Here is a 26303-nt window from a genome sequence, read left to right on the forward strand (position 1 = left end):
CGCAACACCGACCGTTTACGATGGTCCGCGGCGTACGCCGAGTATGCCGTGGATCGGAGGGACCGTGGCCAACACATCCAACACCCCGCAGCCCAACACCCCGCAACCGAAGGCGTCGCGCTCGTTCCTGGGATGGACGGTGCACGGCGACGGCTACCGGATCGCTCCGGGCGAGGTGGTCCGGCCGTCCGAGCGGCTGGCCTGGCCGGCGACGATCGGCATCGGCGCACAGCACGTCGTGGCGATGTTCGGTGCCACCTTCCTGGTGCCGCTGATCACCGGCTTCCCGCCGTCGACCACGCTGTTCTTCTCCGCCGTCGGCACCCTGCTGTTCCTGGTCATCACCGCCGGCCGGGTGCCCAGCTATCTCGGCTCGAGCTTCGCCCTGATCGCCCCGATCACCGCGGCCACCGCTTCGCACGGCATGGGGTCGGCGCTCGGTGGCGTGATCGCCGTCGGCGCGCTGCTCGCCCTGGTCGGCGTGGTCGTCCACTTCGCCGGTGCCCGCTGGATCAACCGGGTGATGCCGCCGACCGTCACCGGGGCGATCGTCGCGCTGATCGGTTTCAACCTGGCCCCGTCGGCGTGGACCAACGTCCAGACCGCCCCGGTCACCTCCGTCGTGACGATCGTCGCGATCATCCTGGTCACCGTGCTCTTCCGCGGCATGCTCGGCCGGTTGTCGATCCTCGTCGGCGTCCTGATCGGCTACCTCACCGCGGTGGTCCGTGGCGAGGTCGACTTCTCCGCCATCGACAAGGCCGCCTGGATCGGCCTGCCGACCTTCCACGCCCCGACCTGGGAACCGTCGGTGCTGGCGATGTTCCTGCCGGTGGTCGTGGTGCTGATCGCCGAGAACATCGGCCACGTGAAGTCGGTGTCGGCGATGACCGGCGACGACCTGGACGACGTCACCGGCCGGGCGCTCTTCGCCGACGGCCTGTCGACGGTGCTGGCCGGCGTCGGCGGCGGCTCCGGCACCACCACGTACGCCGAGAACATCGGCGTGATGGCGGCGACCCGGGTCTACTCGACCGCCGCCTATCTGGTGGCCGGCCTGTTCGCGCTGCTGCTGTCGATGGTGCCGAAGTTCGGTGCGCTGATCGCCACCATCCCCGCCGGCGTGCTCGGCGGGGCGGCGACGGTGCTCTACGGCATGATCGGCATGCTGGGCGTACGGATCTGGGTGCAGAATCGGGTCGACTTCTCCGATCCGGTCAACCTCAACACCGCGGCCATCTCCCTGATCGTCGGCATCGCGAACTACACCTGGACGGTCGGCGGCCAGGTCGTCAACGGCCAGCAGGTCGGCGGCGTGGTGTTCAACGGCATCGCCCTGGGCGCCTTCAGCGCGATCGCGGTCTACCACGTGATGCGGGGGATCGCCCGGTGGCGCGGGACCAGCCTCGAGTCGGCCTCCCCGGCCTCTGCCCCGGCCGGTGCCGAGTTGCATCCCGGGGAGCTGCGGCGGACACCGGAGGACGATCCTGTCGAGTAGGCCGCCGACGGTGGTCTGGCGGGGTGTGGGCCTTGAGTCATCCGGTGACGTTGCGGTCGTGAGGTGAGAGCCATGCGGCGCGGACGGTCGGCGAAGAGACTGTGGTTCGTGGTTGTTCTTGCAGGTGTGGCGGTGGTGGCTGGAGTCGACTGGTGGATGCGGGGGGCCGCGTTCAGAGCGGCTGCGGCTGACGTCCCGGGGGTGGTGGCGTGTGAGGGGCGTCGCGTCCTCGTCCGCGAGGACTTGAGCGCGCAGCAGCTCCAGACTGTCAGCGACACACTGGTCGCGGAGTCGCGGAGACGGGCGCGCCTGGTCACCGCGCCGCACTTCGAGGTGGCGTACGCGAACTTCGTGATCGATCCCTCGGCGAGTTTGAGCTGGACTCCGCAGCGTGGCCCTGCCGGGAACCCGCCGGCAGCCTACGCCGCGCTGTTGCGCGGGGTGCGAGGGACTCGGTCGGGGACCGTGTACGGGGTGGGATCGACGCCGTACGTGGCGCAGGTGGACGTAGAGGACAGCGTGGATCCTGACCAGTGGGGAGCAGACGCCGCAGCCAGGGCCGAGGGCGTCCCGGTCGGCGACCCCGACGTCTCCGGTGATGTTCCAGCTGTCGTCGAGCTCAGGCAGGGGTCCTCGCCGCCTGTCCTGATCAACCTCTCGGACGGAGGCCGCCGCATGCGGTGAAGCTCATAGCGGCTGGGGTACCGTGAGCGCATGGTTGGTGGGGGTGATGGATTCCTACGTGCACTATGGCGCGTTGTCGGTGATGCCCTGCGGGGCGCGGGCCGGCGTTCGGATGCGACTACGTTGTCAGGGACCGCCGTTGGTGTCACCACCCCGCGGATCATGCCTCCACAGGTGCGCGAGGGGCGACAGGCCACTGGCGAGCGAGCCGTTCCGGCCGCTGCCTCCGCTGATGCAGCGGCCCGGACCGCGGCGGCCGGCAGTGCGTACCCGGGTGACTTCACCGGCCGCCCGGCGATCAGCTACCGCCCCGCCGAGGACGGCCGACCCGACCCGGGCGAGGTGGTGTGGACCTGGGTGCCGTACGAGGAGGACCCGAGCCGGGGCAAGGACCGGCCGGTGCTGCTGATCGGTGCCGACGGGCAGTGGCTGCTCGGCGTGCAGATGACCTCCAAGGACCACGATCGGGACGCCGCCCAGGAGGCCTCGGTCGGCCGCTACTGGATGGACATCGGCGCCGGCCCGTGGGACCGGGAGGGACGCCCCAGCGAGGTCCGACTGAACCGGATCATCCGGATCGACCCGGCCGCCGTACGCCGCACCGCCGCCCGGCTGGACGAGCGACGCTTCCGCGCCGTGGCCGACGGCGTGCTGGCCCACTGCTGAGCGCCGTGGCGGTCAACCGAGCGGCGGGCTACGGGCGGCCACCGCGGCCTCGTACGCTGGGCGCATGAGCGCTGGAATGCCCGACAACATCCGGGCGTCGGATATCGACCGAGCCCGCGTCACCGACCTCCTCGATGCGGCGTACGCGGACGGTCGGCTGACTCTGGAGGAGCACCGGGAACGCGTCGCCCACGCGCTCGCGGCGCGGACGTTCGCCGAGCTGGGTCCGCTGACCGCCGATCTCGGGATGCCCGCGGGAGGGGCGGCCGGCGGACCGGCCGACACATACGGGACGGGGCCGGCCGGGCTGCCGGCGGTCAGTGACGCCGGCGCGATGCCCATCCCGACCGAGCCGGGCGCGGTGGCCCGTCCCTGGGGTGTGGTGGTCGACCCGTCGACGGAGAGCCCGCGGGACACGGTCGTCGCGGTGTTCAGCGGCGCCGAACGCAAGGGCGTGCTCCGTGTCCCCCGCGGCACCACCGCGATCGCCCTGTTCGGTGGGGCGTCGATCGACCTGCGCGAGGCGGTCTTCGAGTCCCGGACGATCACCATCGACGCGTACGCGGTGTTCGGCGGTCTGGAGGTGGTGGTGCCGGACGGCGTACGCGTCGTCAACCAGGTGTTCCCCATCTTCGGTGGCGCGTCGTCCCAGGCGCGGTGCGCCGACCCGAACGCCCCGACGGTCATCCTGCGCGGTCTCGCCGCTTTCGGGGGCGTCGCCGTCACGATGAAGCCCTCCGATGAGTGACACCGCGCCGCAGGGGGCCGGTGCTGCCCTCCTCTTCGACGGGCCCGATGTCGACTGGCACGGCATCGACCGACGGTGGCGTCAGCTCTCCTGGCTGACGTCCGGGCTGGTCGCGCTCCTCGTCGGGGTGGTGCTCGCGGTCGTGGCGCAATTGGTGTTCGGCGAGTGGCTCTTCACCGTGATCCCGCTGGTGGTGGTCGCTCTGGTGTGGGGGTGGAACGCCGTGCTGATCGGGCGTCGGTGGCCCCGCTGGGGGTATGCGGAGACGGCCGACGAGCTGTGGGTGCGTCACGGGGTGATGTTCCGTGCGTTGACCGTGGTGCCGTACGGCCGGCTGCAGGTGATCGACGTGAACGCCGGGCCGCTGGAGCGTTCCTTCGGTCTGGCGACCGTCACCCTGGTGACCGCGTCCGCCGACACCGATGCGCGGATCCCCGGGCTGCCCGCGGCCGAGGCGGCGCGGCTGCGTGACGTCCTGACGTCGCACAGCGATCCGCGGAGGTCGGGTCTGTGAGCGATCCGGCGGAGCCCGGCACCGAGCCGAACAGCGGTGTGGACCGTCCTGGTGGTGTGGACCTGCCGGGCGGTGTGGACCGATCGGGTGGTGTGGCCGAGCCGACCGACGGTCACCCGGTGATGGAGCGGCCGCACCCACTCACCCCGATGGTCCGCGGCTGGATCGTCCTCGTCGCGGGTGCCTACGCGGTGCTGCGCGACGGGGTCGACCGGACCGCCGGTGGACAACGCGGCGGCCTGCCCAACGGCTGGGTGATCGCCGGGATCATCCTCGTCATCGCCCTGATCGCCGCTGTCGCCGGCTGGGCCACCTGGTGGTTCACCCGGTTCGTCATCGACGAGCACGAGGTCCGGGTCGAGACGGGCTGGCTGCAGCGCCGGTCCCGCCGGGTCGCGTTCGAACGGATCCAGTCCGTCGACGTCGACCAGCCGCTGATCGCGCGGCTCTTCGGCCTGGCCGAACTGCGCATCGAGGCCGGCGCCGGTGAGGCGGCGACCCGGCTGCGGTACCTGTCCCGCGGCCGTGCGTACGATCTGCGCGACTACCTGCTGCGTCGCGCGGTCGGCGAACGGACCAGCGTCGCCGCCGTCGGCCTGCAGCCGCGGCCCGGGGTGATGGTCGACGCCTCGGCGGCGGACGAGTTGCTGCTGACGATGGAAGCAGGCCGGATCATCGGCGCCTTCCTGCTGTCCAGCGAGCTGTGGTGGTCGGTGGTGATCAGCTTCGGTCTCGTCGTGATCACCTGGGCCGCGGGGGCCGGCGCGTTCTCGCTCGCGGCGCTGCTACCGATGGTGCTGGCGTTCTTCTCGATGCTCTCCCGCCGGTTCAACCAGCAGTTCAACTTCAAACTGCTCCGTACGCCGTCCGGTGGGCTGCGGGTCACCTCCGGGCTGACCCGGCTGGTCTCCCAGACCCTGCCGATGGACCGCATCCAGGGCGTACGGATCCGCCAGCCGCTGCTGTGGCGGATCCCGGGCTGGTGGCAGGTCGACATCGACATGGTGGGGCTGGCCCGTGGACGCAACGCCGAGGACAACGACCGGCGCGAATCGACCGTCCTGCCCGCCGGGACCGGCGCCGAGCTCGCCTTCATCCTGCGCCAGGTGCTGCCCGGGATCGACCTGGACGCCGTGCCCCTGCGCGGGGTGCCGCGCCGGGTCCGGCTGATCCGCTGGATCGACTCACACACGCTGCGGTGGGGCGCCAGCCCGCAGGTGGCCATCGCCGACCACGGGGTCTTCCACCGGCGCGGGGCGATCGTGCCGCTGCGGAAGTTCCAGTCCGTACGCCTCACCCAGGGCCCGCTGCAACGATGGCTGGGCGTGGCCAGCGTGCACATCGACACCACCCCCGGCCCGGTCCATTTCGTGGCCCGCCACCTGCCGGCGGACGAGGCCCGTACGTACGCTCGTACGGTGCTGACCTGGGGAGCGCAGGCCCGCCAGGCGCAGGACCCCGGTGCTGGGCCCCTCGGTTCGGAGTCCGTCGCGCCGCTGTCGGGGCCGGGTGCGGGGCGGCGACCGGAGCCGATCTCGGAGCCGACACGTGAGCCGATGTCGGAGCCGACACCGGACACTCCGCAGTCGCCACCACCCGGGTCCTGACATCCGGAGCCCGGCCTCGTAATCTCGGTACATGACAGTGCGACCAGTGCTCGGCATCGACATCGGTGGGTCGGGGATCAAGGGAGCCCCGGTCGATCTGGAGGTCGGCGACTTCGCGACGGATCGGCTGCGGATCCCGACGCCGAAGAAGTCCACACCGAAGAAGGTGGGCGCGGCGGTCGCCGAGATCGTGACGCATTTCGCGGACCTGATCGGCGATGGTCCGGTGGGGATCACCATCCCGGCGGTGGTCACCCACGGTGTCACCCGATCGGCCGCCAACATCGACAAGTCGTGGATCGGGTTCGAGGCCCAGAAGATGTTCGAGGACCTGCTCGGCCGCCACGTCCTGGTCGTCAACGACGCCGACGCCGCCGGGCTGGCCGAGGCACACTTCGGAGCCGCCAAGGACCACCCGGGCCTGGTCCTCTTGGCGACCCTCGGCACCGGCATCGGCACCGCGCTGGTCCACCGCGGCGTGCTGATCCCCAACAGCGAGTTCGGCCACGTCGAGATCGACGGCCACGACGCCGAGACGCAGGCCTCCTCCGGCGTCAAGGACCGGCTGGGACTGTCCTACAAGGAGTGGATCCCGCGGATCGAGCGCTACTTCCAGGTCGTCGAGGCCCTGCTGTGGCCCGACCTCATCGTCGTCGGCGGCGGCATCAGCCGCGACGCGGACAAGTTCCTGCCGAAACTGCGCCTCCAGACGGCCATCGTGCCGGCCGAACTGCGCAACCGCGCCGGCATCATCGGTGCGGCCTGGCTGGCCGCCCACCAGGACGAGGACGGTGTCAGCGACCTGACCGTGGAGGCGGCCACCGAACGCGCATTGCGGCACGCCGCGGAGCGTACGACCCTCGTCCGAGTCGCCGACGAATCCGACCAGGTCCTGCCCGACGATCAGGCCGTGCTGGAGTCCGCCGCGGAGGAGTGACCGCCCAGGGGGTGGCTGCGACCGGGTGGCCGCGGTCGCAGTGGCGTACGCGGCGGTCGGTGATTCCTGGTGTCGGAGCGGGTGGTCCGGCCATCCGCCGCACCTTCAGCCATCCGCCGCACCTTCAGCCAGATGCCGCACCTTCAGCCAGATGCGGCGCGTCGGCAGGCCGCGGGTGACTGGACCGCGGGCGGCTGCATGGAAGCGCGGCGGATAGACGGAAGCGCGGCGGATAACGCCGGGGATGGCCGTTGTCTGAGGCGGTCTGTCGGGGGAATCGGCGGTCCGAGGTGTTGTCCGCCCGCCCCGAGGTGTTGTCCGTTCGCCCCGGGGTGTTGTCCGTTCGCCCCGAGGTGTTGTCCGTTCTCCTCAGGCGGTTCCGATCCGCCTCGTCCTTGGGTTTCATGGCTTCATGGACCCCGATTTCACGTTGCCTGTGATCCGTACGCGACAGGCCATCCTGGACACCGGACTCTGCGACAACGAGATCCGTCACGCCTTGGCGGCCGGAACCTTGGTCAGGATCCGTCGGGGCTGTTACGGCGATGGGGTGCCGGCCGACGGGGAGGGGACCCAAGCGGGGAAGGCGTCAGGGGAGCGGGGATCGGAGACCCTTGCGCCAAGGGTTGCCGCCGCCGCGATCCGGCTCGGCGACGGGCACGTCTTCAGCCACGCCACCGCGGCCGCCTTGTGGGGGCTGCCGTTTCTCGGGGATCCTTCGGAGACGATCCATGTCACGGTGCCCCGCACGGCACATGGATGTCGCCGGGCGATGGTCCATCAGCATCCAGGTGCGCTTCTGCCGGAGGAGATCGTGGTTCGACAGGGGATCCGGATCACCGGTCTGGCCAGGACCCTGGTGGACGTCGCCCGCACTGAAGGCTTCCGTCCGGGAGTGGTGATGGCGGATCACGCCCTTCGCCTCAGTCCGGATCCGGAAGGTCTGATGGGCGCCATGAGAGTATCGATCGGCCGACTCAAGGGAGCCTCGGGGATCGGTGAGGCACGTCGCATGGCGTTGTTCGCGACCGGCGCGGCCGAGAGTCCCGGCGAGTCACTGAGTCGTATCGTCCTCAGTGAGCAGCATGTGCCGATCCCGCAGCTGCAGTACCGTCTGACGCTTTCCATGCCCGGCGGAAGACGACAGACCTACCGTACGGACTTCGCCTGGGAACGGCAGAAAGTGATCGGTGAGTTCGACGGCAGGACCAAGTACGAGCGATATCGACGTCGGGGCGAGACCCCTGGCGACGTGGTCTTCCGGGAGAAGGTCCGGGAGGACGCCATCCGGGCAGCGGGGTGGCTCGTTGTGCGCTGGACCTGGGAGGACCTGACCCGTCCGGATCAGCTCGGTCGGCGTCTTCGCGACGTGCTGGCCGGCCGAAGCTGAGGGGCGGGTCGGGGCGTCCCTGCGGCGCCGGCCGTGGGTCGATCGTGGTCCGGCTACACCATCCCAGGGAGTCGACGACGGTCGACACCGGTCGGGGAGCGGTATCAACCGCCCGTAGGGGGCTTGTCGCTGCCGGTCGAAAATTGGGCCGCCTGGGAGTCCTGGGCCGCCTGGGAGTCTGCGATATCTGCCGCTTGTTCAGACATCCGCCGCGCTTTCGGTCAGATGCGGCTCGTCGGCAGGCCGCGGTTGCGTGGAAGTGCGGCGCCTGCGCGGAAAGGCGGCGCCTGCAGGAAGGCGCGGTGAATGTGGCGGAATGGGCCGGGCGGACACGGCGGCCGGGATGCCCACAGGGAATCCCGGTCCCCGTGTCACATCCGCTCGAGCGCCTCGATCCCCAGCATGCCCAGGCCGGCGGCCAGCACCGTACGTACGGCCCGGCACAGGCCCAGTCGCGAGTCTCGCACCGCGCCCTCGGACTTCAGGATCGGGCACTGCTGGTAGAAGGCCGAGTAGTGCTGGGCCAGTTCGTACAGGTACGTGCACAGCTTGTGCGGCTGCAGCGTGCTGGCCACCTCGGCCACCACCTCGCCGAAGCCGGACAGCGCCAGGGCCAGTGCCTGTTCGGTCGGCTCGTCCAACACGCTCACCTCGGTGTCGAGGGCCAGGCCCTTGGCTTCCGCTTCCCGCATCACCGCGCAGGTGCGGGCGTGGGCGTACTGCAGGTAGGGGCCGGTGTCGCCGGTGGTCTGCACCATCCGCTCGGCGTCGAACACGTAGTCCTTGTTCAGCCCGTTGGACAGGTCGGCGTACTTGATCGCGGCCAGCGCGATCGGCGGGGCGGCGATCTCCTCGGCCGCGTCGAGCAGTGAGGACAGCGTGACAGCGGATCCGTCGCGGGTCTTGAACGGTTTGCCGTCGGAGCCGAGCACCATGCCGAAGCCGATGTGCTCGGCGGTCACGGTCTCCGGCAGCCAACCGGCCTTGCGGGCGACGGCGAAGACCATCGCGAAGTGCTGGGCCTGGCGGGCGTCGGTGACGTACACGATCCGTTCGGCGCCCAGCTCGTCGACGCGGTGCCGGATGGCGGCCAGGTCGGTGGCGTCGTAACCGAAGCCGCCGTCGCGCTTCTGCACGATCATCGGCGCCTCGAAGCCCTCGACCCAGACCACCAGGGCGCCGGCGTCCTCGACGGCCAGGCCCATCGCCGTCAGGTCCTCGACGACCCGGACCAAGCCCTCGTTGTAGGTGGACTCGCCGGCCAGGTCGTCGTCGGTGAGCAGGATGTTCATCCGACGGTAGGTGGCGTTGAAACCGGCCAGCGACACGTCGATCAGCTGGCGCCAGATCGTACGGGTCTGCTCGTCGCCCGACTGCAGGGCCACCACGCGGCGGCGGGCCCGGTCGGCGAACTCCTCGTCGGACTTGAAGTGCGCCGCGGCCCGCTTGTAGAGCGCCTCGGCCCCGGCCAGGTCCAGCGTGCTTGCATCGATCCCCTCCTCGAGGATCTGCTCGACCAACTGGCCGAACTGGGTGCCCCAGTCGCCGATGTGGTTCTGTCGGATCACCTCCGAGCCGGTCGCCCCGAGCACCCGGGAGAAGCAGTCGCCGATGATCGTCGAGCGCAGGTGGCCGACGTGCATCTGCTTGGCGACGTTGGGCGAGGAGTAGTCGATGATCGTACGCCGCGGGTGCGGGTCCTGCGGGACTCCGCGGTGCGGATCGGCCATCAGGGCGTTGGCCTCCGCGGCCAGCACGGAGTTCTTCAGCCGGATGTTGATGAAGCCGGGGCCGGCGATCTCCAGCGGCTCGCACAGGTCGTCGATCCGGATCTCGTCGACGATCCGCTGGGCGATGTCGCGCGGCTTCGCGCCCTCGTCCTTGGCCAGCCGCATCGCCACATTGCACTGGAAGTGGCCGAACCGGGGCTTGGTGGCCGGCCGCAGCTCGGGATCGACGCCGCCGGTCACCGCCGCGAACCGTTCACTCAATGTGGCTACAAGGGAGGACATGGCCGCCATTCTCCCATGTCCCGACGGTCCGTCTCCCACCCGCATCGCCAGCCGGGCGGCCGGCTCGAGCACCCCACCGGCGGCCGGCCCGAGCATCCCACCGGGCGGCTGGCCCGACCCCGCCGGCCCGAGCACCGCACCGGCCTGAGCATCCCACCGGTCCGGGCTGAGGCTCTCACCACGGACATGTGCGGCACGTACAGGATGGAGGGACAGAATCGGCGCGTGCGACGATCGCTGATCTTGGCCGGCGGGCTGACCCTCCTCGTCCTCGCCGGCGGATGCTCCGGAGCGGGCGCCGGTGTCGCGACGGCGCCGGCCCCGGCCCCCACCGCCACTCCGACGCCCACCCCGACTCCGACGCCCACCCCAACGCCCTCGGTCGATCCGGAGGCGCTGCGGGCGTCGTGGGCCGACCTCGAGAAGGGGCTCAGTGGCACGGCCGGACTGGTGGTGATGCCGGTCGGCGGCGACGGGGACGAGGCGATCGCCCTCGGTGAGGTGACCACGGCGATGGCGTGGTCGACGATCAAGGTGCCGATCGCGGTGGCCGCCCTGGAGGCCCACCCCGGCTCCTCGCAGACCGGGTCGCTCGTCCAGCAGGCGATCACCCAGTCGTCGAACGACGCAGCCGAGGATCTGTGGATCGGCCTCGGATCGTCCAACCAGGCCCGCGCCGCGACGGACAAGGTGCTCACCGCGGCCGGCGACGGGGAGACCCGGGTCGGTCAGAACCGTACGTTGGGGCGTACGACCTTCGGCTACACCACCTGGGACCTGGACGACCAGGCGACCTTCCTCGCCGGGCTGGACTGCACTGACGCGGGGGCGCCGGTGATCACCCGGATGGGTCAGGTGGTCGACGACCAGTCCTGGGGCCTCGGCCACCTCGACGGAGCGCACTTCAAGGGCGGCTGGGGCCTCTACGAGAGCACCTACACCAGCCGCCAGATGGGCCTGGTCCCGGTCGACGGCAGCCTCGACGACAGCCCGGCCGTCGTGGTCACCGTGGCGGTGATCAATCCCTCCGGTGACGGCACCGCCGACCTCAACGCGATCTCCGAGTGGCTCGAGGCCCACCTGGACCAGCTGCCGGCCGGGACCTGCGACCGCGACTGAGCAACCCGGCGACTGCGACCGCGACTGAGCCCGGCGACCGAGCGGCCCGGCCGCGGAGGCGGCGACCGAGCGGCCCGGCGACTGCGGGGCCGTACGCTGGGGCCATGTCGACGCAGCCCAGGGTGACCATTCCGCATGGGGTCGACGTCACCACCGAGCTGGAGGTGAAGCGGTCGCGGTTCATCACCCTGCTGCGCCGGGTCGACGACGAGGCGGCGGCCCGGGCCCTGCTCGCCGAGGCCCGCGACGTCTTCCCGGACGCCCGCCACCACTGCAGTGCCTGGGTCGTCTCGGTCCCCGACGCGCAGCCGCTGTGGCACTCCTCCGACGACGGCGAGCCCAGCGGCACCGCCGGCCGGCCGATGCTCGACGTCCTGCTCGGTTCGGGCCTGACCGACGTGGCGGCGGTGGTCGTCCGCTACTTCGGCGGCACGCTGCTGGGCACCGGCGGTCTGGTCCGGGCCTATTCCGACGCCGTCGCCTCGGCGCTCGACCAGGCGCCCCGGGTGCTCCTGGTCACCTCCGAGCTGTGGTCCTTGCTGCTGCCGCACGCCGAGGCGGGGCGGATCGAGTCGGAACTGCGCGGTCGCGGCGTCGCGGTCCACGACGTCGCGTACGTCGCCGACGGCGTACGCCTCACCCTGGCGACGCAGGACCGGGCCGGCCTCGGACCACTCGTCGCCGCGCTGACCCGCGGCGAGGGGGTGCTCGTACCGGCCGGTCGTACGGTCCTCGAGGAGCCGTGCCCCGGACCGTCGGACGCCGACCCGGAGGCGTAGCGGCCGGCGCCGCTGACCGGACCCAGCTGAGTGACAGCGTGGCGGGCTAGGCTGAAGCTCCGACCGAACGGCGAGCGCAAGGCCTCCGCATGCAGATCCTGATCACGAACGACGACGGCATCGACGCTCCGGGGCTGGCGGCGATGGCGCGGGCGGCGGCGCGGCGCGGGCACACGGTGCTCGTGGCGGCGCCGGATCACCCGTCCTCCGGAGTCAGCTCCGCCCTGGGCATGCGTACGCCCACCGAGTCGATCGTCGTCCAGGAGGAGCATCCCGAGGGCATGCCGGCGGGGGTGCGCTGCCTGGTGGCGGAAGCGACGCCCGCCCAGATCGTCTATCTGGCGGTCCAGGGGGAGTACGGCGAGGTGCCCCGGATGGTGCTGAGCGGGATCAACAGCGGGGCGAACACCGGCCGGGCGATCCTGCATTCCGGCACCGTCGGGGCCGCGCTGACCGCCGCCGTGCTCGGGATCCGGGCGATGGCGGTGTCGCTGGCCGGCCACGCGCCGCGGCATTGGGATGCGGCCGAGGAGATCACCCTGCGGATGATGGAGTGGCTGGAGTTCCAGGCCTGTGACGGCCGGGTGCTCAACCTCAACATCCCCGATGTCCCGTTGGACCGGCTGCGGGGGCTGCGGGCGGCGCCGCTGGCCGCGTTCGGGGAGCTGCAGGCGCCCGACATCGCGTTCCCGACCGCCGGCCGGCCGGACCTGCGCCGCGCGGCCCTGACGTACGAGCCGGCGCTGGCCCGCGACGAGCCGGGCAGCGACCACTACCTGCTGGCCCGGGACTGGGCGACGGTGACGATGGTGCGCAGCCTCACCGACGACTTCTCCGGGGTCACCCTGCCGCCGCTGGACCAGCTCGACCCCGCCCACGCGCCCGATCGGCGTCGTACGGCGGCCTCGCACACCCCTTCGACCCCTTGGAGTGACTGACATGACCACCGCCGCAGTGACCGAACTGCACCGCCTCGCCCTCACCGTCGCCGAGGAGGGGGCCCGGATGGCGAAGGAGATGCGGGACGCCGGGGTGGCCATCGCCGACCGCAAGTCCTCGGTCGCCGACATCGTCACCGAGGCCGACCGGGCGGTCGAGACCGCGATCCGCGATGCGATCGCCCGGGCCCGGCCCCAGGACGGGTTCCTCGGCGAGGAGACCGACCAGGCCGGGTCGGCCTCCGGACTCACCTGGGTGGTCGACCCGATCGACGGCACCGTCAACTACGCGTACGCCATCCCGGCCTGGGCGGTGTCGGTCGCCGTCGTCGAGGGAGACCCCGATCCGGCGACCTGGACCGGCCTGGCAGGTGTCGTGATCAACCCGGCGGCCGACGAGACCTGGGAGGCGTACGACGGCGGCGGCGCCCGCCTCAACGGTCGTACGCTGCACATCGCCAAGGACGTCGACCTGCCTCGCACCCTGGTCGGCACCGGGTTCGGCTACCTGCCGGAGCGACGGATAGCGCAGGCCCGGGTGGTCACCCAGCTGTTGGGGACCGTACGGGACATCCGCCGCGCCGGGGCGGCGAGCCTGGACATCTGCGCGGTCGGCGCCGAGCGCCTCGACGCCTACTACGAGGTGGGCCTGCACCCGTGGGACCTGGCCGGGGGCACCGTGGTCGCCCGCGAGGCCGGTGCACACGTCAGCGGGCTGCGGGGCGCGGGCCCGGGCGAGTCGTTCTACCTCGCCTGCAACCCGGTGATCGCCGGGCCGCTGGAGGAGCTACTGATCGCCGCGGGTGCCGAACCGCTGGCGCCGGCCACCAAGTGACCGGGGACGGCGAGCGACCCACGGCTGTGACGGGACACGGGGCGTCGGAACGGAGCAGTCCCGGATCCTTGACGGCCGGATCCTTGACGGAAGTTTGATCCCGTCGCCCCGTGCCACCTGCCACGGGAGAGCTGACGTCGGAGGAGACGGGCACCTCAGTGACGAGACGGGCACTCGACCCGACGCCGAAAGGAGCGACGAGATGGCACGCGACCACGTACTCCCGGAGGACGAAGCCCGCTGTTTCTCGGCCGACGGTGGCCTGCCGGACTACTACGACGGTGGCGGTCCGGCTGACAGGCTGGTCCGCTGTCTCGTCACCGGCAGAACCGGTCCGCGACGGGATCGTGCCGTGCCAGGGAGGCGAAGAGCCGGGCGACCTCGATGATGAGATCGGCACCGCGATGGGCGAGGTCATCGTGGGCACCCGTCCTCTCGTCTCGGCGCCAAGCGTTGCGGACGCCGCGGGCGCCGGTGGGACACGCGTGTCCTACCGGTCGCGGGGTGTCACCCGTCAGTGATGATCCCGTCAGTGATGATCCCGTCAGTGATGATCCCGTCAGTGATGATCGTGGTGGTGGTCGCCGCAGTGTCCACAGCCGTGTCCCGACCCGGCCTTCTCCCCGAGGAAGGATGCCGGATCCTTGACGAACGCTTTGCGGCATCCCGGCGCGCAGAAGTAGTAGGTCCGGGCATCCACCTCCGCGGTGGGGGTCGACGGGGAGACCTCGACATCCATCCCGCAGACGGGATCGACAGCTGTGGTGGTCATGGGATTCCAGCCTCTCGACTCAGGGTGCATCGGACAGCACCTCCAGTACCCCAGGGGGGTATGCCTCACGCTAGGGGATTCCTGCTGCGGGACCGTCGGGAGACGGCCAAGATTCGGTCAAGACTCGCTGCCGGCCGGGCCGCTACCTTCCCACGGCCAGGAGGACGGACTCTGGCCGGTTGACCGGCCGGGTGAAGAACAGGTCGCGCTCCGCCCAGACCACGACGGCGGACACGACCAGGAGCAGGCCCGTCTGGATCACCTTGGTGTCTGGGTGGGTGAGCAGGATCTCGTTGCCGAAGTTGGCGGTGAGGTGGAAGAGGATCGCGAGCAGGACGCTGCGGCCGCCGCGGTAGTAGAGCCAGTTCATCAGGATCACGAACGGCACCATCGACAGGGCGAAGTTGACCGTGTGGATCGGGCCCTGCTCGACTACCTCGGCCTGGTAGTAGCCGTTGATGAAGCCGAGCGGGACGTGCCACAGCACCCAGATGACGCCGAACACCAGCGACGTCCACAGGATGTTCATCCGGGCTGCCAGCGCGTCGGTCCCGTAGGAGTGCCAGGCGAGTTCTTCGAGGACGGGGGCCAGGGCGAGGGTGATCCAGGCCGGGATCAGCCCGGTCGTGAAGGAGAAGCCGGCCCGGAACTGGAATTGGGATGGGTCGTAGCCGAGCGCGACCGAGACCGCGGTGGCGACCAGCAGGGACGCGGGAAGCAGTCCGACGGCCGCGATCCATACCCATGACCGGGTGCCGCGCGGGATGAGCAGGCGGCTGAGGGCGTCGCGGATGAGGCCGTCCCGGTGGAGGAACCAAGCTGCCGCGGCGGCCGGCGCGGCCAGTCCGGCAAGGCCGAGTCCGGCGATCAGGACCAGGGTGGTCGGCGCGGGTTCGGGCTGGCGGGACAGCCAGGCGGCGGTGAACCACAGCGCCCAGGGGATCGCGGTCGCGAGGACGTAGAAGGCCACCGGGTGGCGATACCGGCTGATCATCGTGTGTGGGCTGGTCGGTGCCGGCGAGGAGAGTGAGGGGGTGCTCATGGCCGCATCCTCGCGGCTCGATCCGGGCCTCGCCACCCCTCCCGCACCGGTTCCGGGAAGGCTCCCAGACGCCCATGGGGTCCACCGCACGGGCTGCATCAGCGACCTCGGGGCGATCGCCCAGGGTGGCGCTCAGGGCCCCGTAGCCATCCGGCCTCCGGCTGTAGAAGGGGTCGTCATCTGGCGGGTGCGGGATCACACTGGTGGCTATGGCCATCCAGCTGAGGCACCTGCTGTGGAGCGTGATCGGCGACCTGCGGGTTCATCCGGTCCGCAAGTGGATCCGGGCCGTCTCCCGGGACCGCACCATCGCCGACACCCGGAACGCCCGACTCGTCTGGGAGCCGCGTCGGGTGGTCGGCTCGTACGCCGTTCCCGAGACCGACCTCGACGGCGAGCTCGTTCCGGACCGCGGCGAGGCAGCGGCGGAGAATCCGGTGTCGATGGAGGACGGGCCGCCCGTCCTCGACCCGCACACGCCATTCACCGCCCACACCACCCCGGGAACCTCCCTGACGATCCGGACGCCGGACGGTGACCTGCCGGGAGCCGCGTTCCGCGCCGACGACCCCGACCTGGCCGGCTACGTGATCCTGGACTGGGCCGCCTTCTCCCAGTGGTACGAGGAGGACGAGCCCGTCATGGGCCACCCCCACGACCCGTTCGACCGGATCGATTGCCTGCGCTCGAGCCGCCACGTCCAGATCTCGTTCAACGGCGTCACCCTGGCCGACACCACCCGGCCGACGCTGCTGTTCGAGACCCCGCTGCCGACCCGGTTCTACCTTCCGCGCGAGGAGGTGGCCATGGAACTGCTCGAGCCGACGTCCACCCACACGGTCTGCGCCTACAAGGGCCTGGCGTCCTACTGGACGGCCCGTGCCGGCGAGACCGTCCTGCCCGACATCGCCTGGTCGTACGAGGATCCGCTGCACGACGCCGCCCCCGTCCGCGGCCTGATCGCGTTCTTCACCGAGCGGCTCGACCTGACCATCGACGGCGAACCCCAGCCCCGGCCCCGCACGCCCTGGTCGTGACGGGGTGTCAGATAGACGGTGTGTGGGGGCGGCGGACCGTTGGCTCTCGTCTGCGGCAGCGTCAGTGGTGATGTGCCGCCGTGGCCCCGCCGACGTACTTCTCGGGATCGGCGAGGAACGCCTTGCGGCAGCCCGGCGAGCAGAAGTAGTACGTCTGCCCGTTGTGCTCGGCGGAGCCGGCGGCGGTCGCGGGGTCGATGGTCATGCCGCAGACTGGATCGGTGGTGGTCATCGGGCGGGGTCCTTCCGTGTCGTGGTCGTGGTGTTGAGTGTGCTGGTCGTGCTCGTGGTGAACGTGCTCGGGCAGCTCGTGCCCGACGTGCTGCTCGGTCGGGTGCGGCTGCTCATGCGGTGACGCACCGGCGACGGTCTGGCCGCCGATCTCGACCACCGGGGTGGTCGCCGGGCCGGTCGCGATGGTGGGGCCGGTCGAGGTGGTGGGCTGCGGGGCCCGGTAGCCGCGCAGGCGATTGGCGTTGGTGACCACCGACAGTGACGACAGGGCCATCGCCGCTGCCGCGATCATCGGGCTCAGCAGGAGTCCGGCGACCGGGTAGAGCACGCCGGCCGCGATCGGGATGCCGATGGCGTTGTAGATGAACGCGAAGCCGAGGTTCTGTCGGATGTTGCGCATCGTCGCCCGGGACAGGTCGATCGCCGTCACCAGGCCCGACAGCGCACCCGAGATCAGGGTGATGTCGGAGGACTCGATGGCGACGTCGGTGCCGGTGCCGATCGCGGAGCCCACGTCGGCCTGGGCCAGTGCCGGCGCGTCGTTGATGCCGTCGCCGACCATCCCGACGACCCGTCCCTCCGCCTGCAGCCGGCGGACCTCGCCGGCCTTGTGCTCGGGAAGGACCTCGGCGACCACCCGGGTGATGCCGACCTGGCTCGCGATCGAGGCCGCGGTGGCGCGGTTGTCGCCGGTCATCATGACCACCTCGAGGCCTCGCTGCCGCAGCGCGGCGATGGCTTCGGCGGCCCCTTCCTTGACCGTGTCGGCGACGCCGATCACCCCGGCGGGGTGCCCGGCGATGGCGACCAGCATCGGGCTCTTGCCGTCGGCCGCCAGTCGTTCGGCGTCCGCTGCCAGCGGGCCCGGGTCGATGCCGGCCCCGGCGAGCAGCCGGGCGTTGCCGACCAGCACTTCGGTGCCGGTCACCGGGCTCTCGGCTCCGCCGATGATGCCGCGGACGCCCTGACCGGTGATCGAGTCGAATCCGGTGACCGGTCGGAGAGCGATCCCGCGGTCCTGCGCACCGGCCACGATGGCCGCTGCCAGCGGGTGCTCCGAGGAGCGTTCGACGGTGGCGACGGCGGACAGCAGCTCGTCCTCGGCGTACGGTCCGACCGCGACCACGTCGGTCAGGGCGGGGGTTCCCTCGGTGATGGTGCCGGTCTTGTCCAGCACGACGGTGTCGAGCCGGTGTGCGGTCTCCAGTGCCTCCGCCGACCGGATCAGGATGCCGTGCTGGGCGGCCTTGCCGGTGCCGGTGGTGATGGAGAGCGGTGTGGCCAGGCCGAGGGCGCAGGGGCAGGCGATGATCAGCACCGAGACCGAGGCGACCAACGCGAACACCACGGTCGGCGGTGGGCCGACCAGCAGCCAGACCACGAACGTCCAGATCGCGATCAGCACGACGGCCGGCACGAAGTAGCTCGACACCTTGTCGGCCAGCCGCTGGATCGGCGCCTTGGAGCCCTGGGCCTGGCGGACCATGGTGATGATCTGGGCGAGCAGGGTGTCCGCGCCGACCTTCGTCGCCCGGTAGGTGAAGCTGCCGGTGCCGTTGATGGTGGCACCGATCACGGTGTCGCCGGTGCGCTTGGTCACCGGGATCGGTTCACCGGTGACCATCGACTCGTCCACCGCGGAGGACCCGTCGACCACCTCGCCGTCCACCGGGAGCTTCTCTCCGGGACGTACGACGACGATGTCCCCGGCGACCACCTCCTCGATCGGCAGGTCGCGCTCCACGCGCTCGCGGACCACGTGGGCGGTGTGTGGCTGCAGGCCGATCAGTGCCCGGATCGCCTCGCCGGTGCCGGCCTTGGCGCGGGCCTCGAGCAGACGGCCGAGCAGGATCAGGGTCAGGATCACCCCGACCGCTTCGTAGTACACCTGCTGCAGGTCGCCGGGCAGCACGCCGGGGGCGATCGTGACGACCAGGCTGTAGAGGAAGGCCGCTGTGGTGCCGAGGGTGATCAGGGCGTTCATCTCCGCCGACCGGTGGGCCAGCGAGAGCCAGCCGGTCTTGTGGATCGGCCAGCCGGTGTAGACCATCACCGGCGCGATCAGGGCGAGCTGGACCCAGTGGTTCATCAGCACCATCGGCACCCAGTCCACCCGGAACAGTTCGGCCGCCATCACCGCGAAGAGCACCGGGGCGGTGAGCACCGCACCGATGATCACCCGGCGGGTCAGGTCGCGGATCTCGGCCCGGCGCTCGGCCATCTCGGCCTGTTCCGCGGACGCGGCGTCCTCCGGGGAGAGCGTGGCGGCGGCCGGCTGTCCGCCGGTCCTCCCGGATCCGATGTCGCGGACCGGTGCCAGCGTCGAGGTGGCCGTGCCGGCAGGCGCGGTGCCCTCGGCGGTGCGTACCGTGCCCGTCCCGGCGGACGGTTCGTCGAGGACGTCGAGCCGGCCGTGGATCATGTTCATCCCGCAGGCGAACTCGAACTGTCCGGCCTGCGTCGGGGTGAACTCGACCGCCGTGGTGGCGTACGCCGGCAGTGCCTGGTTGATCCCGAAGTCGGGGAACACCACGTGTGAGGTGCACTCGCCGGTCTCCCGGCGGTCGAACAGGATGCGGACCGGCAGGTCCTTGCGGACCTGCAGCAGGTCGGGGGAGTAGCCGCCCTGCACCCGGACGTCGATCACCTGGACGCCCTCACTGAGGGCAGCCCGTCGGGACGTACGGGGCCCGAAGAAGAACCACAGCGCCCCTGCGGTCAGGGCGAGTGCGGCGAGGATCGTGACGATGGCCAGTGCGCTCATCTTCTGCCTCCTTCCAGGCAATCCTCTCTGCCGAGGGTGCCTTCGTGCGGGGGACGCGGTCCCGCAGTGGCGCACGCCGACGGGCGCCGTTCCTGCAGTCCTGCACATACCCCCTGGGGGTATGCCTTGAGCGTAGTCGTCCGACGACCGGGACACCAGAGCGGAGGGTCAAGGTCGGGTCAAGACCGCACCGGTCGGGTCAGGGCCGCACCGGTCGGGTCGTCGTGCCGGGCCTCGTCCAGCGTTCAGGAAACCTTGACGGCGCCTTCGCCGTTCCGCCGGAATCCGTGCGGCACGCTCGACGCATGGTCACTTCCGCCGGCCCCGCCGAGGCCGCCACCGCCCCCGACGACGCGCCCATCGACGTCCCGGACCCTGCCGCCGCCGCGGTGCGGGCGACTGAGTGCCCGAGTCATGCCGTCGCTGCGGCATCGACCCGACCGACGCCGCGGCGCAAGGGCCCGCTGACCGCCCTCACCGGGGCGCTGGGCGTCGTCTCCGGCGCTGCGCCGCACGTGCTGCACCACGTCACCCCGCTGCTGGGAGCCGCTCTGGTGGCCGGCGCGGGCGGGACGATCCTGTTCGCCGCGCTGGGGTTCGCCGCCAGCGTGCCCTTCCTGCTCCGGCTGCGGCGGCGGTTCGGCACCTGGTGGGCGCCCGCCGTTGCCACGGTCATCTATGCGGTGATGTTCACCGCGTCCACGCTCTGGGTCGCCCCGCTGATCAACGACGTCATCCGCCCCGACCCCACGCCGCCGGTGCCCGCGATCTCCCAGGCGGACCATGCCGCCCACCATCCGTCCTGACCCCTGCCGCCAACTCCGCCGCTTCACCGCCGTCCGATCCACCGCCGTCCGATCCACCGCACCCTCATCCCGCTAACCCTCTCACCGCTCAGGAGACCCCATGTCCCACCCTGTCCAGACCTCCGATCGCTCCGACAGCCCGCGCGATCCCGTGACGTACGTGGCTGCGGACGACCCGGCGCAGCACGACCACTGCGCGCAGCACGACGGGGCGCCGGCCGGCGACCGCCCGGCTCGCGACGGGCACGGTGGGCACGGCGGACACAAGTGGATGATGATGCTGATGTGCGTGCCGATGGTCGCTGTGGCCGGCTATCTCATCGTCTTCCGGCAGGCCAGCCTCAGCACCCTCCTGCCGGCCCTGATGTGCGTCGGCATGATGCTGGTGATGCACCTGGGTCTCGGTGGTCACGGCGGGCATGGCGGTCACGGCGGGCAGAGCCGGTAGGGCTTGATGCCGCACCCTCTTGACCGGATCTTTGTGCCATCCTGACCCGTTCGCCGGGGGACCGCCGGTCAGACTGGCCGCATGAGCTCACCCCACCTGACCCGCCGTACGCTCCTGCTCGCCGGCCTCGGCCTGGCGGGGAGCGGCGCCCTCGCAGCCTGCTCCCGGACCGCCACCCCGCTCGGAGGAGCGATCGGCCCGGTCCCGAGCGCCTCACCGGCCCCCGGTCAGCGGCTGGTGACCGCCGCGCTGACCCCGAAGCCGACGACCCTCGATCTCGCGGGCACGAGCGTGCAGACCTGGGCGTACGGCGATGCGGCGCCCGGGCAGCTGATCCGGGCGGCCGCCGGCGACTTCCTGCGCGTCACCGTGGACAACCAGTTGCCGGTGGACACGTCGGTGCACTGGCACGGCGTACGCCTCCGCAACGCCGCCGACGGCGTGCCCGGGGTGACCCAGGATCCGATCAAGCCCGGGACGCAGTACGTCTACGAGTTCACTGTGCCCGATCCGGGCACCTACTTCTTCCACCCGCATTCCGGGGTCCAGCTCGACCGTGGCCTCTACGCGCCGCTGATCATCGACGATCCGCAGGAGCCCGGGGCGTACGACGCGGAGTGGGTCGTCGTGCTGGACGACTGGATCGACGGCACCGGGACGACCCCCGACGAGGTGCTGAAGAAGTTGCTCGCCGACGGCGGATCGATGGGCGGGATGAGTGGCAACGGCGGCATGGACCACGGGTCGATGGGACACGGCACGACGGGGTCCGGGATGATGGGCGGCGCCTCGACGTCCTCCTCCGGCGCGATGATGATGGGCCCCTCGCCGTGGGGTGACGGCGGCGACGTCACCTACCCGCACTTCCTGGTCAATGGCAGGGTGCCGGCCGATCCGGAGACGTTCACCGCGAAGCCCGGCCAGCGGGTCCGGATCCGGGTGATCAACGCCGCCTCCGACACTCTCTTCAGCGTCGCCCTCGGCGGGCACCGGCTGACCGTCACGCACACCGACGGGCATCCGGTGCGCCCCACCGACGCCGGCGCGTTCTGGATCGGGATGGGCGAGCGCTACGACGTGGTCGTCACCCTCGGTGACGGCGCCTTCCCGCTGGTCGCGCAGCCGTACGGCAAGACCGGCCGGGCGATGGCGATCGTCCGCACCGGCGCCGGAGCCGCCCCCACCGCCGACGCGAAGCCGTCCGAACTGGACGGTGACGTGCTGGTCGGGTCGACGCTGCAGCCCGCCGACGCCGTACGCCTCCCGGAGCGGACCCCCGACACCACGCTCGACCTGACCCTCAACGGCCAGATGCAGCCGTACGCCTGGGGCATCAACGGCGCACCGTTCGGCAAGAACACGCCACTGACCGCCACAGCGGGCCGGCGGCTGAGGATCCAGGTGGCCAACCAGACGATGATGACCCACCCGCTGCACCTGCACGGGCCGGCGTTCGCGCTGGCCGACAGTGGCCTGCGCAAGGACACCGTGCTGCTCGCCCCGATGGAGTCGCGGGCGATCGACCTGGATCCCGATGCCGGCGACTGGGCGGTCCACTGTCACAACATCTACCACGCCGAGGCCGGGATGATGACCCTGCTGAAGGCCACCGCCTGACCGGCGTCCGGGCGGGCGCACCGCCTCGGATCCTTGTCGACTTCTTGACTCGGTGTCGGTCCGCTCCCGACCGCACCGACGCAGCATGGAGATGCGGGGTGGTCCGGAGGAGGTGGCCGAGATGGTCAGTGCGAACGTATCGGCGGCAGTTGGCCGGGCCCGGGCCACTCGCTGGGGGCGAGGACAGGCGCAGGGGCGGGGGCAGGTCAACGTTCCGCTGGTGGCCGAACTGCTGGTGGCCCGGGGACGCGTACGTCGACGTGACCGGTGGCGCCCCGAGCAGGTGGCCACCTACCAGCGGCGACGGCTTGACGAGCTCCTGGCCTTCGCCCGCCAGCGGTCCTCCTTCTACCGGACGCTCTATCAGTCGCTGCATCGCGACCTGACGGCCGTACCGCTCGCGCAGCTCCCACCGGTGACGAAGGGGACGCTGATGTCCTCGTGGGACGACGTGGCGACGGCTCCGGGTCTGCGGCTCGCCGACGTCGAGCAGCGGCTGGCCCAGGTGGACGAGGTCGGCGGGGACGCCGGCAGCGCCTGGCGGGGGCGGTGGCGGATGGCGGCGACGGCCGGCTCCACCGGGCAGCGCGGGGTGTTCGTCTGGGGCCCCGCCGAATGGCTGCAGGTGTTGGCCTCGTACGCCCGGGTGAACGATTGGGCCGGGGTCGAGGTGGGGGTCCGGCGTCGGTTGCCGACGGCGATCGTCAGCACCACTCGCCCCAGCCATCAGTCGGCCGTGGTGGGCGCCACCCTGCGCAACCCGCTGGTGCCCACGCTGCGGTTGGACGCCACCCGTCCGCTCGACGAGATCGTGGCGGCCCTCAACACGTTCCGGCCGAGGCTGCTGGTCTGCTACGCCTCGATGCTCGGACCGCTGGCGGAGGAACAGCTCGCCGGCCGGCTGCGGGTCGGCCCGGAGCGGGTGATCACCGCGTCCGAGGAGACCCCGCCGGCGGCCCGCGCGGCTGCGCTCGAGGCGTGGGGCGTGCCGATCGTCGCCACGTACGCTGCCACCGAGACCGCCACCATCGCCTCGACGTGCCCGCTGGGGTCGCTGCACCTCTACGAGGACTTCGTCATCGTGGAGCCGGTCGACCAGGACTACCAGCCGGTGCCCGACGGTGAGTTGGCGGATCGGGTGCTGGTGACCGTGCTGTTCAGCCGGACACTGCCGCTGATCCGCTACGAGCTGACCGACACCGTACGGCTCGCCACCGAGCCCTGTGCGTGCGGATTGCCGTTCCGATGCCTGGCCGAGGTCGGCGGGCGCACCGACGACACGCTGACCCTGCCGGGCCACGCCGGCCTCCCCGTCGCGGTGCATCCGATCGTGTTCCATGACGCGCTCGCCGCCCTGGCGGTGCACGGGTGGCAGGTGGAACAGACCCCGACCGGGCTCGACATCTTCGTCGTCGACCCGGCCCGGGTGCTGGACCTGGCGGCCGCCCAGCGTCGGGTGGCCGAGGCACTGGAGTCCGTCGGTGTCGGTGTCGGTGTCGGTGTCGGTGTCGGGGGAGCCACCGGTCTGCGGATCGAGGTCAGCGCCGTCGACGGACTCCGCCGTACGACGCTCGGCAAGGCCCGACTGATCCGGGCCCTCGCCGCCCCGTCGCCTGACCGGCCTTCTTGATCGGATCTTCACCGTTCCCGGCGAAGGTCTCGACATCGCCGGGGCAGGCTCGTGAACGTGATGGAAGACGAGCAGGAGCCGGCACCCGATGCGGCCGTCGTGACCATGGTGACCGCCGAGGCCTGCCATTTCTGCGCCGAGGCGGAGACCGTCGTCGCCGAGGCGGGCCGCGAGTTCCCGCTGGTGGTCGAGCGGATCGACGCCCGCTCCGGGGAAGGGCGGGCGTTGCTCCAGGATTTCCGGGCACCGATGACCCCGCTGGTGCTCCTCGACGGGGCGTACGTCGGCTCCGGGCGCCTGTCGCGCCGCCGGCTGCGCCGACTGCTGCGCACCCGGGTGCGGAAGGCGGCCTGACGGATGGGTGACCTGCTCACCACCGGCTCGGTGCTGGCGGCTTTCTTCGCCGGTGGGGTGGCGCTCTTCGCGCCCTGCTGCATCGTCTTCCTGGCCCCCAGTTACCTGGCCGCCGCGGCCAAGAACCGTCGCTGGCGGCTGCTGCCGCTGACCTTCGTCTTCGCCGCCGGTCTGGCGCTGGTGATGCTGCCGCTGACCTTGGGCATGGGCCTGCTGTCCGGGGCGATCGCCCACTACCACCGGGTGCTCTACTACGCCGGCGGCCTGCTGATGATCCTGTTGGCCGTCTGGTCGCTGACCGGGCGGATGTGGTCGCTGCCGTCGATCCTGCGCGCCCCGGACACCCGGCGCGGCGACTCGGCCAGCTTCTTCTCGCTCGGCGTGTTCTCCGGGGTCGCGTCCGCGTGTTGCGCCCCGGTGCTCGCCGGCGTGATGACCCTGTCGGCGCTGTCCGCCAGCCCCGTCGGCGGGCTGGCCCTCGGCTTGGCGTACGTCTTCGGGATGGTCTTCCCGCTGTTCGTGATGGCCCTGCTGTGGGACCGGTTGCGGCTGGCGGATCGCCGCTTCCTGCGGGCCCGGCCGGTCACCCTGCGGCTGGGCCGGTGGACCGTCCATACCAACGTGGTGAACATCGTGGTGGCGATCGCCTTCGCGGTGATGGGCGGCTTCGTGATCCAGTTGGCCAACAGCGGGACGATGACCGAGGGACCGGGCTTCCAGGTCGCCATCGGCAAGGGCGTCGCCGCGGTGTTCCGGCAGATCGAGATCTGGACCCGGCCGGTCCCGGAGGCCGTGCTCGGGCTCGTGCTGCTCGCCCTGGTGGCGGTGTTCGTCGTCGCCACGCTGCGCGATCGGCGTCCCGCGCCGGCCCCCGATGCGTTCGACGGGGACGTTCCCGCGGGAACGTCCGATGGAGAGGCGGACGACGGAAACAGGTCCGACGGGGACGCGGACGCGGGGGACGCGGCTGGGGACGTTCCCGCGGGAACGTCCGGGGCCGCTCGCCCAACGCCGGAGTCCGCCGCGGCTGCCTCTGCCGCGCACTCCAACAGGCCCTCCTGCCACTGACGCCCCCGGCCTCCAGGCACGGACCATCCGACTCGTACGACGAGGTGTGACCACATGAGCACGAAGACCCGCACGTCCCCGACACCGACCTCCCACCAGGCGCAGGCGCGACAGAAGCTGGCCGAACTGGAGCGTCGCGACGCCCGGCGGCATCGCAATCGGCTGATCGCCTGGGGCATCGGCATCGTGGTGGCCGTCGCCCTGGTGGCGGCGGGCATCGTCACCAGCCTGCCGACCCGATCCGACGGAGCACAGCAGGCGCCGGACTTCACCCTGACCGACACTGCCGGGGTGACCCATCGGCTGGCGGACCTGCGCGGCAAGAACGTCGTGCTCTACTTCAGCGAGGGCGCCGGCTGCCAGATCTGCCTGGTCCAGATGGGCGAGATCGAGAAGCGGAAGGCGGACTTCGACGCCGCCGGCGTGGTCGTGTTGCCGATCGTGATGAACTCCCGCGACCAGATCATGGCCGACATGGCGGCGAACAACGTGACGACACCGTTCCTGCTGGACGACGGCACCGTCTCCAAGGCGTACGGCACCCTCGGCAAGGGGATGCACCCTGGGCTGCCCGGCCACAGCTTCGTGCTGATCGACGCGGCGGGGCAACAGCGGTGGTACGGCGAGTACCCGTCGATGTGGCTGGCTCCGGACGACCTGCTGAGGGAGATCAAGAACCATCTGGCCGGGTGAGGTGTCGGGGGTGTCGGGGCTGCGGGGGTGTCGGGGCACCGGGTCAGGGTGCGGCGATGAGCTGAATCTGGCGGCTCAGCTCCGAGATCGTCGATGGGGCGCTGCCCGAAC

The 26303-nt window shown here is 71.2% G+C and carries 24 protein-coding genes; 20 read left to right on the forward strand and 4 right to left on the reverse strand.

Going from position 1 to position 26303, the window contains the following annotated elements; all coding sequences use genetic code 11:
* Nucleotides 1–64 precede the first annotated feature (64 nt).
* The 8 genes from R0146_RS06270 to R0146_RS06305 all read left to right on the forward strand — a co-directional run bounded on the left by R0146_RS06270 (nucleotide 65) and on the right by R0146_RS06305 (nucleotide 8044).
* Nucleotides 65–1498, forward strand: coding sequence for a uracil-xanthine permease family protein (locus R0146_RS06270; protein WP_317692005.1), 1434 nt, complete (start codon nucleotides 65–67; stop codon nucleotides 1496–1498).
* Between the two features lie 72 nt (nucleotides 1499–1570).
* On the forward strand, nucleotides 1571–2182 hold the full coding sequence (locus R0146_RS06275; RefSeq protein ID WP_317692006.1) for a hypothetical protein: 612 nt from the start codon (nucleotides 1571–1573) through the stop codon (nucleotides 2180–2182).
* 162 nt (nucleotides 2183–2344) lie between these two features.
* A complete protein-coding gene (locus R0146_RS06280) occupies nucleotides 2345–2848 on the forward strand; it encodes a type II toxin-antitoxin system PemK/MazF family toxin (protein ID WP_317692007.1) in 504 nt (167 codons plus the stop codon).
* A 64-nt stretch (nucleotides 2849–2912) separates the two neighbouring features.
* Nucleotides 2913–3596, forward strand: a complete 684-nt coding sequence (locus R0146_RS06285; RefSeq protein ID WP_317692008.1) for a DUF1707 SHOCT-like domain-containing protein — start codon at nucleotides 2913–2915, stop codon at nucleotides 3594–3596.
* The gene (locus tag R0146_RS06290; protein WP_317692009.1) at nucleotides 3589–4110 is read left to right on the forward strand and encodes a PH domain-containing protein; all 522 of its coding nucleotides are present in this window, start codon (nucleotides 3589–3591) and stop codon (nucleotides 4108–4110) included. Before R0146_RS06285 ends, R0146_RS06290 begins: the two co-directional genes overlap by 8 nt.
* Nucleotides 4107–5717 carry a PH domain-containing protein gene (locus R0146_RS06295; RefSeq protein WP_317692010.1) on the forward strand — a complete coding sequence of 537 codons (1611 nt, stop codon included), beginning with the start codon at nucleotides 4107–4109 and terminating at the stop codon, nucleotides 5715–5717. The genes R0146_RS06290 and R0146_RS06295 overlap by 4 nt, the downstream gene beginning before the upstream one ends.
* A 31-nt stretch (nucleotides 5718–5748) precedes the next feature.
* On the forward strand, nucleotides 5749–6654 hold the full coding sequence (gene ppgK, locus R0146_RS06300; RefSeq protein WP_317692011.1) for a polyphosphate--glucose phosphotransferase: 906 nt from the start codon (nucleotides 5749–5751) through the stop codon (nucleotides 6652–6654).
* Between the two features lie 814 nt (nucleotides 6655–7468).
* Nucleotides 7469–8044 carry a putative endonuclease domain-containing protein gene (locus R0146_RS06305; protein WP_317692012.1) on the forward strand — a complete coding sequence of 192 codons (576 nt, stop codon included), beginning with the start codon at nucleotides 7469–7471 and terminating at the stop codon, nucleotides 8042–8044.
* Between the two features lie 371 nt (nucleotides 8045–8415).
* Here the strand turns inward: R0146_RS06305 and argS are convergent, their stop codons facing one another.
* Nucleotides 8416–10056: an arginine--tRNA ligase gene (argS, locus tag R0146_RS06310; RefSeq protein WP_317692013.1), complete on the reverse strand. Its 1641-nt coding sequence runs from the start codon at nucleotides 10054–10056 to the stop codon at nucleotides 8416–8418.
* A 225-nt stretch (nucleotides 10057–10281) separates the two neighbouring features.
* On the opposite strand from argS, the gene R0146_RS06315 reads away from it, so the two are divergent.
* The 4 genes from R0146_RS06315 (at nucleotide 10282) to R0146_RS06330 (ending at nucleotide 13727) form a co-directional block, all read left to right on the forward strand.
* Nucleotides 10282–11175, forward strand: a complete 894-nt coding sequence (locus R0146_RS06315) for a serine hydrolase (protein ID WP_317692014.1) — start codon at nucleotides 10282–10284, stop codon at nucleotides 11173–11175.
* Between the two features lie 104 nt (nucleotides 11176–11279).
* Nucleotides 11280–11954 carry an IMPACT family protein gene (locus R0146_RS06320; RefSeq protein ID WP_317692015.1) on the forward strand — a complete coding sequence of 225 codons (675 nt, stop codon included), beginning with the start codon at nucleotides 11280–11282 and terminating at the stop codon, nucleotides 11952–11954.
* 89 nt (nucleotides 11955–12043) lie between these two features.
* Nucleotides 12044–12892, forward strand: coding sequence for a 5'/3'-nucleotidase SurE (surE, locus tag R0146_RS06325; RefSeq protein ID WP_317692016.1), 849 nt, complete (start codon nucleotides 12044–12046; stop codon nucleotides 12890–12892).
* A 1-nt stretch (nucleotide 12893) separates the two neighbouring features.
* Nucleotides 12894–13727 (forward strand): inositol monophosphatase family protein, encoded by an 834-nt coding sequence (locus R0146_RS06330; RefSeq protein WP_317692017.1) that lies wholly within the window; start codon nucleotides 12894–12896, stop codon nucleotides 13725–13727.
* Nucleotides 13728–14286: 559 nt separating this feature from the next.
* Here the strand turns inward: R0146_RS06330 and R0146_RS06335 are convergent.
* Together R0146_RS06335 and R0146_RS06340 are read right to left on the reverse strand one after the other, a co-directional pair.
* On the reverse strand, nucleotides 14287–14499 hold the full coding sequence (locus R0146_RS06335) for a YHS domain-containing protein (RefSeq protein WP_317692018.1): 213 nt from the start codon (nucleotides 14497–14499) through the stop codon (nucleotides 14287–14289).
* A 142-nt stretch (nucleotides 14500–14641) separates the two neighbouring features.
* Nucleotides 14642–15541, reverse strand: a complete 900-nt coding sequence (locus R0146_RS06340; RefSeq protein WP_317692019.1) for a CPBP family intramembrane glutamic endopeptidase — start codon at nucleotides 15539–15541, stop codon at nucleotides 14642–14644.
* 209 nt (nucleotides 15542–15750) lie between these two features.
* On the opposite strand from R0146_RS06340, the gene R0146_RS06345 reads away from it, so the two are divergent.
* Nucleotides 15751–16578 carry a DUF427 domain-containing protein gene (locus R0146_RS06345; RefSeq protein WP_317692020.1) on the forward strand — a complete coding sequence of 276 codons (828 nt, stop codon included), beginning with the start codon at nucleotides 15751–15753 and terminating at the stop codon, nucleotides 16576–16578.
* 61 nt (nucleotides 16579–16639) lie between these two features.
* Here the strand turns inward: R0146_RS06345 and R0146_RS06350 are convergent, their stop codons facing one another.
* Complete coding sequence (locus tag R0146_RS06350) at nucleotides 16640–19576, reverse strand: heavy metal translocating P-type ATPase (protein WP_317692021.1); 2937 nt, start codon at nucleotides 19574–19576, stop codon at nucleotides 16640–16642.
* Between the two features lie 305 nt (nucleotides 19577–19881).
* Between R0146_RS06350 and R0146_RS06355 the strand changes: the two genes are divergently transcribed.
* From R0146_RS06355 to R0146_RS06385, 7 genes are all read left to right on the forward strand, one after another.
* Nucleotides 19882–20382 (forward strand): hypothetical protein, encoded by a 501-nt coding sequence (locus R0146_RS06355; protein WP_317692022.1) that lies wholly within the window; start codon nucleotides 19882–19884, stop codon nucleotides 20380–20382.
* Between the two features lie 100 nt (nucleotides 20383–20482).
* A complete protein-coding gene (locus tag R0146_RS06360) occupies nucleotides 20483–20830 on the forward strand; it encodes a hypothetical protein (RefSeq protein ID WP_317692023.1) in 348 nt (115 codons plus the stop codon).
* An 81-nt stretch (nucleotides 20831–20911) separates the two neighbouring features.
* Complete coding sequence (locus tag R0146_RS06365) at nucleotides 20912–22447, forward strand: multicopper oxidase family protein (RefSeq protein ID WP_317692024.1); 1536 nt, start codon at nucleotides 20912–20914, stop codon at nucleotides 22445–22447.
* Nucleotides 22448–22532: 85 nt separating this feature from the next.
* Nucleotides 22533–24077, forward strand: a complete 1545-nt coding sequence (locus R0146_RS06370; RefSeq protein ID WP_317692025.1) for a phenylacetate--CoA ligase family protein — start codon at nucleotides 22533–22535, stop codon at nucleotides 24075–24077.
* Between the two features lie 57 nt (nucleotides 24078–24134).
* Nucleotides 24135–24431: a thioredoxin domain-containing protein gene (locus R0146_RS06375; RefSeq protein ID WP_317692026.1), complete on the forward strand. Its 297-nt coding sequence runs from the start codon at nucleotides 24135–24137 to the stop codon at nucleotides 24429–24431.
* A gap of 3 nt (nucleotides 24432–24434) precedes the next feature.
* The gene (locus R0146_RS06380) at nucleotides 24435–25499 is read left to right on the forward strand and encodes a cytochrome c biogenesis CcdA family protein (RefSeq protein ID WP_317692027.1); all 1065 of its coding nucleotides are present in this window, start codon (nucleotides 24435–24437) and stop codon (nucleotides 25497–25499) included.
* 54 nt (nucleotides 25500–25553) lie between these two features.
* Nucleotides 25554–26192, forward strand: coding sequence for a peroxiredoxin family protein (locus tag R0146_RS06385; protein ID WP_317692028.1), 639 nt, complete (start codon nucleotides 25554–25556; stop codon nucleotides 26190–26192).
* Nucleotides 26193–26303: the final 111 nt, after the last annotated feature.

This window comes from Raineyella sp. LH-20 (assembly GCF_033110965.1).
Classification (GTDB): domain Bacteria; phylum Actinomycetota; class Actinomycetes; order Propionibacteriales; family Propionibacteriaceae; genus Raineyella.